At 38.1% G+C, this 10,964-nt stretch carries 12 protein-coding genes and 3 pseudogenes; 11 read left to right on the top strand and 4 right to left on the bottom strand.

Going from position 1 to position 10,964, the window contains the following annotated elements; genetic code table 11:
• A pseudogene (locus A9239_RS18790) lies at positions 1-119 on the bottom strand (IS701 family transposase); the annotation flags it as partial.
• Between the two features lie 236 nt (positions 120-355).
• Between A9239_RS18790 and A9239_RS04505 the strand changes: the two are divergent.
• The 5 genes from A9239_RS04505 to A9239_RS04490 all read left to right on the top strand — a co-directional run bounded on the left by A9239_RS04505 (position 356) and on the right by A9239_RS04490 (position 3,232).
• The gene (locus A9239_RS04505) at positions 356-583 is read left to right on the top strand and encodes a sulfurtransferase TusA family protein (protein ID WP_048121729.1); all 228 of its coding nucleotides are present in this window, start codon (positions 356-358) and stop codon (positions 581-583) included.
• A gap of 18 nt (positions 584-601) precedes the next feature.
• A complete protein-coding gene (locus A9239_RS04500; RefSeq protein WP_011306726.1) occupies positions 602-1,021 on the top strand; it encodes a DsrE/DsrF/DrsH-like family protein in 420 nt (139 codons plus the stop codon).
• A gap of 276 nt (positions 1,022-1,297) precedes the next feature.
• The gene (locus A9239_RS04495; RefSeq protein WP_080943716.1) at positions 1,298-2,464 is read left to right on the top strand and encodes a cysteine desulfurase family protein; all 1,167 of its coding nucleotides are present in this window, start codon (positions 1,298-1,300) and stop codon (positions 2,462-2,464) included.
• On the top strand, positions 2,465-2,587 hold the full coding sequence (locus tag A9239_RS20155; RefSeq protein WP_255361902.1) for a hypothetical protein: 123 nt from the start codon (positions 2,465-2,467) through the stop codon (positions 2,585-2,587).
• A 9-nt stretch (positions 2,588-2,596) separates the two neighbouring features.
• On the top strand, positions 2,597-3,232 hold the full coding sequence (locus A9239_RS04490; RefSeq protein WP_048121734.1) for an iron-sulfur cluster assembly scaffold protein: 636 nt from the start codon (positions 2,597-2,599) through the stop codon (positions 3,230-3,232).
• A 232-nt stretch (positions 3,233-3,464) separates the two neighbouring features.
• Here A9239_RS04490 and A9239_RS04485 read toward each other — a convergent pair whose 3' ends face one another.
• Positions 3,465-4,358: a winged helix-turn-helix domain-containing protein gene (locus A9239_RS04485; RefSeq protein ID WP_048156236.1), complete on the bottom strand. Its 894-nt coding sequence runs from the start codon at positions 4,356-4,358 to the stop codon at positions 3,465-3,467.
• 363 nt (positions 4,359-4,721) lie between these two features.
• Here A9239_RS04485 and A9239_RS04480 point away from each other — a divergent pair, with 363 nt between their 5' ends.
• Positions 4,722-5,546 (top strand): cupredoxin domain-containing protein, encoded by an 825-nt coding sequence (locus A9239_RS04480; RefSeq protein WP_230668927.1) that lies wholly within the window; start codon positions 4,722-4,724, stop codon positions 5,544-5,546.
• 41 nt (positions 5,547-5,587) lie between these two features.
• On the opposite strand, the pseudogene istA reads toward A9239_RS04480, so the two are convergent.
• Positions 5,588-6,310 (bottom strand): annotated as a pseudogene (istA, locus tag A9239_RS18050) (IS21 family transposase); the annotation flags it as partial.
• A 131-nt stretch (positions 6,311-6,441) separates the two neighbouring features.
• Here istA and A9239_RS04470 point away from each other — a divergent pair.
• A complete protein-coding gene (locus A9239_RS04470; RefSeq protein WP_048121739.1) occupies positions 6,442-7,227 on the top strand; it encodes an epoxyqueuosine reductase in 786 nt (261 codons plus the stop codon).
• 319 nt (positions 7,228-7,546) lie between these two features.
• On the opposite strand, the gene A9239_RS04465 is transcribed toward A9239_RS04470, so the two are convergent.
• Positions 7,547-8,344, bottom strand: coding sequence for a (Fe-S)-binding protein (locus A9239_RS04465; protein WP_048121741.1), 798 nt, complete (start codon positions 8,342-8,344; stop codon positions 7,547-7,549).
• 353 nt (positions 8,345-8,697) lie between these two features.
• Between A9239_RS04465 and A9239_RS19320 the strand changes: the two genes are divergently transcribed.
• The 4 genes and pseudogenes from A9239_RS19320 to A9239_RS18045 all read left to right on the top strand — a co-directional run.
• Positions 8,698-8,844, top strand: coding sequence for a hypothetical protein (locus tag A9239_RS19320; RefSeq protein ID WP_155396533.1), 147 nt, complete (start codon positions 8,698-8,700; stop codon positions 8,842-8,844).
• Between the two features lie 256 nt (positions 8,845-9,100).
• Positions 9,101-9,460: a carboxymuconolactone decarboxylase family protein gene (locus A9239_RS04460; RefSeq protein WP_048156242.1), complete on the top strand. Its 360-nt coding sequence runs from the start codon at positions 9,101-9,103 to the stop codon at positions 9,458-9,460.
• 494 nt (positions 9,461-9,954) lie between these two features.
• Positions 9,955-10,701 carry an arsenite methyltransferase gene (locus tag A9239_RS04455; RefSeq protein WP_048156245.1) on the top strand — a complete coding sequence of 249 codons (747 nt, stop codon included), beginning with the start codon at positions 9,955-9,957 and terminating at the stop codon, positions 10,699-10,701.
• A gap of 64 nt (positions 10,702-10,765) precedes the next feature.
• Positions 10,766-10,964 (top strand): annotated as a pseudogene (locus tag A9239_RS18045) (hypothetical protein); the annotation flags it as partial.

Below are 10,964 nucleotides of genomic sequence, written 5' to 3'. Positions count from 1 at the left end.
GGAGCATTAGCTATGTCTGGATAACATCTAGCAGCTTCAGTACAGCTAAAAACTTTAGAAGCCGCAATGAGATATTTAATGTAGTCAATGTCGGTACACTTAGGTGGATTTATGTCCATAACTCCGTACGTTTTTAGAGAAACACTAAGCCATAAGTATATTTATAAAGATATCAAGTTTTCGGCATTTTAACTGCGTAAGTCCTAAGAATATTTCCTAGATAGAGTTTTCAATATGAAATGATAATATATTTTTCGAGAATATATTTTTTAGAATATAATGAATTTAAGGAACAACAGCAAGCAAAACTGTTGTCAGAATCCTTCCGTTTCTCTTACTTTGGGGGGTAAGAATAATGGCAGAAATGGAAATCGATGTTAGAGGGCAGACTTGCCCGGTTCCGCTGGTAGAGTGCAGAAAAGCCTTAAAGAAAGCTGCTCCAGGGGATCTTGTTATTGTGAAGGGGACACATCCGGCGTCAAAAAAGGAAATTCCTATGGCCTGCGAAGCAATGGGGCTCAAAGTGCTGGAGATTGAAGATAAGGAAGGAGGCAAAGAGTGGGAGATAAAAATCCGGAGATAAGCCGGAAGAGGAATGAAAATGGGGGAAAAGACTGTCATTATCCTGCATAGCGGCGATATGGATAAAGTATACAGCGCACTTATAATTGCAAACGGAGCGCTGGCAATGGGTATGGAAGCCTCCATATACTTTACCTTCTGGGGGCTAATGCGCTTGAAGAAAGGAGAGCTTGATAAGGGGCCACTCTCCAAAATGAATATGCTGGGGCTTGGCAGGCAGATGATTAAACAAAGAATGAATAAAGCCAATGTTGCTTCACTTGAAAGACTGATGAATGATTTCAAGGAACTTGGCGGAAAAATAATCGCCTGTGAGATGACCATGGAAATTATGGGCTTGAGTAAAGAGGAGCTTCGAACGGAATGGATAGATGAATGGGGAGCTGTAGGTTCGTATATTCAGGAAGCACGGGACGCAAACGTAACGCTCTTTATTTAAAACTCTAATAAGTTATAAAATTTGAGTTTAGAGTTTAAATTGCCACGATAATGCGAATTTTTCCATGATTTGACCGATTTAAATGTATTATACTCAGATAACAACTATCTAGGAAAAAAATATCCAGAAAAGAATATCCAGAAAAAAATATCCAGAAAAAAATATTCAGGGGATTATTGCCCCGGAAATTTATCGGATTAAAAGCCCAGGGTACTGAAAAATCTGAGATTTAACTGTAAAATCCAAAATTTGGTTATTTTAATGGGGGGAGAATAAATATTTGAGAATGTAAAATATCTTGACAATGCCGCATGCACACGATTGGATGAGCGGGTACTCGAAGTAATGAAACCTTATTTTTTTGACACCTATGCAGTTGCAACATCGGAATTTGGCTATTCTATGGGTATTGACGCAAAAGAAGCACTCGAAAGGTCCCGTGAAAGCATAGCTTCAAAGCTCGATGCAAACTCGGAAGAGCTGATCTTTACTTCAGGGTCCACTGAGTCAAGTAACACCGCACTTAAAGGTGTTGCCATGACTTTTAAAGAAAAGAAAGGAAAACATGTTGTCGTCTCGAAAATAGAAGATTTTCCTGTGCTGAATACAGCAAAAGCTCTCGAGAGACAGGGGTTTAGTGTTACTTACCTGGATGTTGATGCTGAAGGTTTTGTAGATCTCGAAGGGCTTAAAAATGCAATTACAAAGGAAACGGTTCTTGTCTCACTTCAACAGGGGAACCAAGAAATAGGAACAGTGCAGGATTTGAAAGCTATCTCGGAAATATGTGAAGAAAAAGAAGTGATCCTGCACACGGATGCTACTCATAGCTTTACTCGGCTACCTCTCAATGTAGAGGAACTACCTGTAGACCTGATCACAATGTCAGCCCATACCATCCATGGCCCAAGAGGAATAGGTGCGCTTTACATCAGGAAAGATACCCCAATAACCAAACTCATGGATGGAGGTTTCCAGGAGTTTAACCTGAGGGCAGGAGTCGAAAATATCCCATCAGCCGTCGGTTTTGCAAAAGCTGTAGAGCTCGTAACCGAAGAGGAAAACAGAAGACTCAAAGCAATGAGAGATCGCGTAATTGATAAAGCCCTCTCCGAGATTCCGGACGTTACTCTTAATGGAAGCTGGGAAAAACGCCTGCCTCAGAACGCAAACCTGACTTTCCACTACGTAGAAGGTGAATCCGTAACTTTGCATATGGATATGAGAGGTTTTGCAGTAAGCACGGGTTCAGCCTGTTTTAGCCGCTCTCTTGAAGCCAGCCATGTAATCCGGGGTATAGGAGGAGATCACGAGAGAGCGCATGGCTCAGTACGCTTTACCTTTGGGCGCTATAATCAAATTGGGGATGCTGATGCAGCAATCGAAGCAATGAGTGAGATAGTGGCAAGGCTCAGGGAAATAAGCCCACTTGCAAGGAAATGAATGGAAAAAGGTAGAAAAAATAGTAAGAGAAAGCAGAATCCAGGCGATCACATAAGTCAATCAGAGAAGAGGATAAGAGAATACAGGAAGAAAAGAAGATCAGAGAAAGTTACAAAAATATAAGGTGAGACAATGAAGTTTCCTTACAGCCAAAAAGTACTGGAGCATTTCAAGAACCCTCACAATGTGGGAAAGATCGAGAACCCTGACGGGAAAGGCCTTGAAGGAAGCCCGGCTTGCGGAGACATGGTAGCGGTTTACATTAAGGTCAATCCTGATACCAAGATTATTGAAGATATAAAATTCGAATCTTATGGCTGCGCCTCAAACATTGCTACTGGCTCGGTTATTACAGATATTGCGAAAGGAAAGACCCTTGATGAGGCGAAGAAAATAACATGGAAACAGGCTTCAGAAGAACTTGGAGGGCTCCCTCCGATCAAAGCCCACTGCTCAGTGCTTGCAGTTGAGGGCCTGCGGGCCGCAATCAAAGACTATGAAGAAAAACACGGGCTTATAACCGAGAAAGAGCCTACCACCGAAAAAGTAATCCAGAGCAGGCTAAAGCACGTTATGAACCCCCTGACCGGCCTTGACATAATTCGTACAAACCTTATCCTGAAAACGAGCGTGGAAGATGGAGTTGTGAGGGTGGTTGTAGACCTGCCTGCAAATCATCAGTTTGCTCCAGCAATAAAAGAGGATATTATAGAAAAATTGGGGTCTTTATGGGATGTTGAAAGAGTTGATGTAGTGTTTACGGCCTGACTTTTAGATGGAATCAAATTCAATACGAAGGGAGGAGAGTATTTTCCCTTCTCAAATGATTTTAGTTTAAATAAGTCCGTGGAATATGTTCCTTATTTTCGGATTCCAATGCTGGCTTTGTATTCTCAGAATTAGTCCAAGATAGTCAATTGTGTGTTGAGATACGAAAAAATATGATAATGAAAGTACAAAAACCAAATGGCTCATGAATAAATTGAAAAATAGATAAATTTCATAAGGTAGACAAAGATGAAGGTACGGACTTTGACCTTTCCTTATAATACATGAAAAGTTCCTCTCCCCATTTTAAAGCCTGAGGTTCAAAGGCAATTAAAAATCGGGTTGTCACTCTCCCTTTTTTGTCAAGTAAAGAGAGGAAAAAGATCTTATCAGTTACAATCAATGATATGGGGTTTAAGTCACCTTCGTATACCATAAAATCAGAAACTTTGCTGCGAAAGACCTTTTTTATTTCTTTCTTATATTCGATCAGAGCTTTGTTAATTATGGGATTGCTTGTTTTTAAAAGTGGAATATCGGAATTATATTCGGTCTGGAAAGCCTCTAGAACTTTCTCTGTAACAATTGTTGTAGCTTCGGTGTCCTTTTGAAGATACTCAAAAAGAAGTAAAAGAGAAAAAGGATGAACTATCGAAATAAAAGACATTATACTCCTGGAACTCATTAAATTTGTCATAACCTCTTCTGGAAGCTGGAAAACGTTTGAGAAATCCTGTTCTATAATTTTGACGTGACCCAGTTCTCCGATTTTGTTAAGAATGTAGGAAGGAATAGGGCTTACGTCGTGGTCAGACCAGAAATCCAGATTTTCTTCATATACTGAAAGCGTATTCAGGAAAAACTCTGCATTCGAGGCAATCACTGCACCCATATCTGAGAGGGAGTATATTCCATTATCTTCGAGAACAAGGCCCCAATCAGTTAATTTTTTAATTTGGGGAGTGATTGATTTCCAGGGAAAATCAAGCACATCTTTGATATCCTCGCTGCTTTTTGGGCCTTCTTCTTTAAGGAGTAAAAGAAGAGTCTTTCTCTTTTCAGAAAGGAAAATAGTATCCAGAAGCGAAGATTTGGTTTCTACTCTGGTATGTGCTTTCGATTTCATATTACCTAATAATACTCTTGAAGGGATTATATAAATTCAATGAAAAGTTCTTATATTCAAGAGAAAAAACAGCAGTCTGGCTATATTCATTTATCTCTTTTAAAAAATAAATAATAATTGAAGTGCCAAAAGACTAGCATTTTTCAATTCATTTTAGAATAGCCAGTTTAGAATAGCCAGTTTAGAATAGCCAGTTTAGAATAGCCAGTTTAGAATAGCCAGTTTAGAATGGCCAGTCTAAAATAACCAAGACCTTTTGCTTATCCCAAAATGGTTTGCCTGACAAAAGCCTCTGGATTATTCATATCACATGAATAAAAATCACACCGTTTTGGCTATATGAAATGCATAGCAAAGTTTAGAATGGTAATTCCAAAAAGGAGTTCGATACAAAGCTGGAAAACTGGAGGTTTTAAGACGGAAGACCGTAATAAATCTATAATCTTTGCCCTGCTAATAGTGGCGCTTCTTATTACGTCGACAGGGTTTGCAGCGGCAAAAGAAGCAACAATAGTTGTAAAAAGTGCTGATACCCCTGATAACAGGGTAGTTATTTTCAGTGCCTTTTCACCCGAGAAAATTGATATACACTCCGGTGAAAGTGTTACCTGGATTAACTTCAAGAAACCAAAAGCCCCAGTAGTGCTTGTAAGCGCTGACGAGCTTTGGGAAGAGACAACATTGAACTATGGAAAAGCCTTTTCCTTTACTTTTGAAAACCCAGGGACCTATTCTTTTACCCTTAAAGATAACCCTGATATAAAAGGAACAGTAACCGTACTTGCTGGTGAATCACAGAACGCAAGTTCAGAAAACTCTGTGGGAACAACAGTCACCGCAGAAAAAGCGCAGGTTCAGTCAAACCCAAACTCCTCTATGAAAAATCTAGAGGTCAAGAATAAAGAAAACGTCGAGAATAAAGAAAACGTCAAGAATAAGGAAAAGATAGCAATATATTCAACGACACTTACTCCAAATCTCATAGAAATTGAAAAAGGAAGCACAGTTTCGTGGGTAAACTACAAAAGACCAAAAGGATCTTCAGTGCTTGTGAGTGAGGATGGTTTGTGGGAAAAACAAACTATTAACTACGGAAAAGCGTTTTCATATACGTTTGAAGATTCAGGAACTTACACATTCAGTCTGGAAGGAGTTACAGAAGCAAAAGCTACTGTAGTAGTAAAGTAAGAATAATAGATTTAACAAAAAAGTTGGAAAAGTTCAGATTAAACTTTGTAAGGAGGAACCTTCCCCAGAGGGTTCAGTTTCTCCTCCTTAAAGCGTTCAAGAAGGATTTGATAAGTTGTCCCGTGGACAGTTGAATTTACCCTTTCTAACCATACATGGACCTGGACGTTCAGGTCTTCGAGAGATGTAGACCTTTCTTCCAAGGAAGAAATCCCTCTTGACGTACCCCACCTTATTTTTAATTTTGCTTTTTGTTTGAGGCCTGTAAGGCCTATATAACCTGGGAATAAAACCAAAGCATTTGAAGAAATCCTCAAACTGTGAGTTCCATTCAGAATCCGAAACTTTCAAGGTTCTTTTGATAACAACCTGTTTCATGTTATCGTAGAGGATCTCCTGTGGTAAATCCTCCAAAATACTCAAAAGCATTTAGATGATACTGAATAAGAGTAGGAGTGTCTATGCTCAGTGTAAATTCAACATAGCTCATTCCGGAATATCCAAGAATAATGTTGAAGCAATAGAGTTTTTTCATTTTTCCATCAACTTCAATTGTTCCTAAATCTTCCAGTCAACCTGAGCCTGAACACCTGGTTTTGTTTCATAACGAAGTACATCAGGGACTCCAGTTTGGGTCGGACTTTTTGTACGAAGCCCTTGACTATGGTTTTTCTTCCATCAAACCCCATTTCTTTGATTTCCCTATAAAAACGGGCAGCAGTATAGAGCCCGTCTTTGAGTTTTTTAAGAATATAAGGTTTGAAGGATCAAAAACACAAAAGCCAAATATCAAAAAAGATTGATACGATAACATTTAAACGGTTATAATTTAAAGAGGATCTGCCGACTATTAGGTTGAAACAAAAGTCTCTCATATATTTGAGGAGATTCTAATATGGAACTAAAAAACAAGATTGAGACCATAATAAAGAACACTGTAGCAAATTCAGATACTGAAACAAGATATCGTGAGCCTATTATAGGTTTTGCTTCTACTACCGATCCTATTTTTATGGAAATTAAACAAATCGTAGGTTTTCATCACTTAAATCCAAAAGAAATCTTTCCTGAAGCAAAGACCGTTGTTGCTTTCTTCTTGCCATTTGATAAAGAACTTGTGAAACAGAACTTGAAATCAGGTGTGGTAAAGGAATCTATTCAGGCTAGCCTAGATACTTCTCACCTTATCGGAGAAATCAATGAAAGAATCAAAACTGAACTTGCAAAAGATGGTGTCACAGCAATTGTACCTAAAGCGATTTTCGATTATAAGAATAAGGGTTTTAATGTTTCATGGTCTCACAAGAGCGCCGCTTATGCTGCCGGAATTGGAACATTCGGAGTTAACCAAATGTTGATTACGAAATCTGGATGTGCAGGTCGAATTGGCTCTCTTCTGATTTCTGCCGAAATACCCCCTACTCCACGTCCAAAAGAAGAGTTCTGTAGACACAAAAGAGGAGAAAAATGCCTTGTATGTGTGGATAGATGTCAATCCGGTGCTCTTAGTTCAAATGGGTTTGATAAAGAAAAATGCTTCATGCAGCTTCAAGAAGATATAAAAGCTTACCCTGAACTTAATCAACATGGCTGTGGGAAGTGCACCACTGGTCCCTGCACCCTAGATCCTGCTGAGTTAGAAGAGGATTCTGTAAAGTCTTTGACAACTAATATCATATAACTCAAAGGTGATAGAGTTAAAAAATAATGAGAGTCGCCTATTCAAAGAAAGTTTATTCATTGAGCCTATTCCAAAACGCAAAATTGCTTCTCTGAATATCGTATTTTGGATTATCAATAAGAGCTTCTTATCCTGAAAAATAATTTTGAAACTCTTACTGATGTGAGACTAAAATTGGTTTTGGGATGAGCTCATTTAGTAGTTGAAGACTTTGCAGAAACCTGGAAATTACTTTGCTATTATTTCATTTAGCATGGCATGATACACCAGTGAACCATACTTTTCGATAGGCTCTAAAATATTATTCACATTATTAGGCTCAAATGTACGCACTGAGAACCTGCAAATGTTCCTGGTTAGTTGCGTACTTCGGCTCCTTGAGCGATGTACATTTATCAAGGGAAGTTTCTCCGCTCATGAGTTTTATGGCAAAAGTATAACAGCTCTGTTCGCCGCATTTACCGCAATTGGTCTGAGGCAGGTATTTGTAAAGCTCCATGGGTTCGACCCTGACCTTTTCCCGAGGAGCCGGAGCAACACCCTTTGCAATAGCCTCATTGATGATACTTCTAAGACTTTCAAGCGCTTCTCTGGCCTCTGACTCATTTTTAATCATTGTCATGGTAACTTTTCCAGTACCGTAAACCGTTGTAAGCACTTCTCCTTTTTGCATTATCAGGGCGTTAATCTTGTCCGAGTATCTACCTCTGGGAAAGAGAGGTTCAAGAACTTTGAGGGTTCCACCAAGCGGGGGAGTCATATTTGCAATTACCCTGAATTTTGAGGAGTCTGCTATACAGGGTAAAAGCTGCCGGATTTCCGCAATTTCCACAGGTTTTGCCTGAGAGAGATCGGTGTTTTTTTGAGTATCTTTTTCTTCCTTGCCCTTCAGAAAATTTCTGCCGTATTCACTTAATCTGACTGTTCCATCTCCTAATTCAATCAGGTTTGCCTGTTGCAGAAGCTTGAGATGGAAGTCGAGCATTGTCTTTCCTGCGGCTTCTGCGACTTCTTCGGTACTTCTATCGCCATCTACAAGAAAGTTCATAATCTTCCTTCGGGTGGCATTAGACATAGCATTATTTACAAGTTTTATCTCATTCGGATTTCCAGGCATTTCTACACCCTTGTTATTCTATCGAATATAATTTCTCAAGATGTAACCATTATTTTTCCTGATAGCTACCACTATAAGACCACATTTTTTTCTCAAAAATGAAGTTAGTTCTTCGGATTATATAGAGTCTTCTAATCAATATGAAACTTACTTCATAAGAACATGGGAGCTGGATATCAAAAAAGATTGATATGAGATTTTAGAAAGATTCCAGAAACCGACATTTTAATATTTATCAACTATACACCTATCAATTATTCTTGATACTCATCATGCATGTTTTTAAAACTTGAATCTCAATATCGATTTATCATTTTTACAGAATACAATTGATTAAGTAAGGAGACAAGGAATTGAAAAAAGAAAAAGATACATTGCCAAAAGAAACTACAAAGAATCCAGAAGATGACGAAGAAGACCTGCTGTACACACATAAGCATGAAGATCGGGGAAACACTATGCACTGGAATAATGCTTTTTGCAGGAGACCAGGTCATTGAGATTGACACATGAACTGCCAGTAAAAGTGTAAGAAACAGGCTGCTTAATTTTAAAATACAGCTGCTTATAAGGCAAATTACCTGTAAGATAAATTACCTGAAAGTTAAATTGCCTGTAAAGATAAATTGCCTAAAAGGTAAATTGTCTGCAACTTTACAGTTTGAAGTAATTAAATTATAGCAGACCTTATTTGAAATTTTTAAATTATACTGCAAATCACAAATTTATATAGTTATTAAGTAGGAGAGGATTTCAATGTCATTTTTGGATGAAATGTTACCTGAAACTGCGGAAGCTTTTGGACAGATGAGAAATTCCATATTCAAAGATGGTTATCTGGATCTTAAAACCAAAGAACTTATAGCCATTGCCTCCTCTGTCCTTATGCGTTGTCAGTTTTGCGTTGATACACATTCGCAAAGAGCGATTGCTGCAGGAGCCACAAAGGAGGAAATTGCCGAAACGATTTCAGTAGCTATGTTTGTTGCTGCAGGCACACAGATAGGGTGGACAAACGTATACAAAGAAAATATATACGACAAAATCTTTGAAAAGGATAAGGGAGAAGAAGAGAAAGATAAGGAAGAAGACTGTTGTTGCTGCTGTAAGGACTAAAAACCCAGTATTTTGTTTTTTTCAGGTTTCTTTTATTTCAGGTATCTATTAGATTTTTTATTTGGACTTTTTATTTAGATTTTTTATTTGGACTTTTTATTTAGATTTTTTATTTGGACTTTTTATTTGTATTTTTTCTTCTGCAGTTGCGAGATAATGTTAAAAACGTTTCTAAACTGGGGGTTTAATTTGTAAAAATGGATTTTGGGATAGGTTCAATGAGTATTTATTGAACGAAATAAACCTTATTGAACGAAATAAACCTGAATTTTCTGATAACAACTCAATTTTTTAGCTAGATCCGTCTGTTAATTCCGGTTCACACTTTCGATGTTTTTCTTCATTTGTGTTATCTGGTAAAATATTTATATCATATACAATACTTGAATATATCAATATATTTTGATAATTGGAACCTTTTTTATACACACAAAGAAAGACCTGGAACTATATCAAGGACATGAATAACTCGAATAAAAGAGAAGGCGATACCTGTGGATGCAAGTGAAAAAAAGCAAGTAATTAAAGAGAAATACGGAAAGATAGCAATGGTAGGTGGGTCCTGTTGTTCGAGTGGATGTTGTGGCGATTCGAGTGCGACAGACCTGTCAAAATCCATTGGTTATTCTGACAATGATATCAACGCTGTTCCAGACGCAAATCTGGGTCTTGGTTGTGGAAACCCAACAGCTTTTGCAGAATTAAAACCAAGCGATGTTGTACTAGATCTCGGCTCAGGCGCAGGATTTGACTGTTTCCTTGCTGCACAGAAGGTAGGGAAATCAGGAAAGGTTATTGGAGTTGATATGACTCAGGCTATGGTCGAAAAGGCAAAAGCAAATTCCCAGAAATACGGTTATACCAATGTCGAATTTCGTCTGGGAGATATAGAAGCTCTTCCGGTTGAGAGCGAATCAGTGGATGTTATTATCAGTAATTGCGTGATCAATCTTGCTCCAGATAAAGAAAAAGTTTTTAAAGAAGCCTTTAGAGTTTTGAAACCAGAAGGCGCAATGTATATTTCGGATATGGTTCTTCTGGCCGAGCTTCCCGAAAACCTGAAAAATGACAAAGACTTGCTCACAGGCTGCCTTGCAGGTGCCTTGCTTAAGGAAGAGTATCTTGGGCTTTTAAAAAGAGCCGGATTTTTAGTTGAAGTTTTGAATGAAGATCTGGATATAAGCAAAAGACAATATAATGAGTTGCCTGCAGAGAGCTTAAAACTTAAAGCCTGGAAATAAAAAAATTTCTACTTTTTTTTACTTTATAGATTGTAACTTTGGAGAAAACCATTTAACATGAAAAATTACTAAAAGGAGCTTTTACATGGCATGGCCTATAACTTCTGGCGATTATGTAGTAGGAGACCCAAAATCTCCTGTGGCAGTAGTAACCCTTGCTTCTGACTATCGAAACTTGAATTTAAAAAACTACGCCATCTGCGGAACCTGTTTTACGGAAAATTTTGGAATTGAGAAGATAATACGCACTTTCCGCAGTAAAA

Source organism: Methanosarcina sp. A14, assembly GCF_001729375.1.
GTDB lineage: Archaea > Halobacteriota > Methanosarcinia > Methanosarcinales > Methanosarcinaceae > Methanosarcina > Methanosarcina barkeri.
This window is presented reverse-complemented; position numbering and strand designations above follow the sequence as displayed.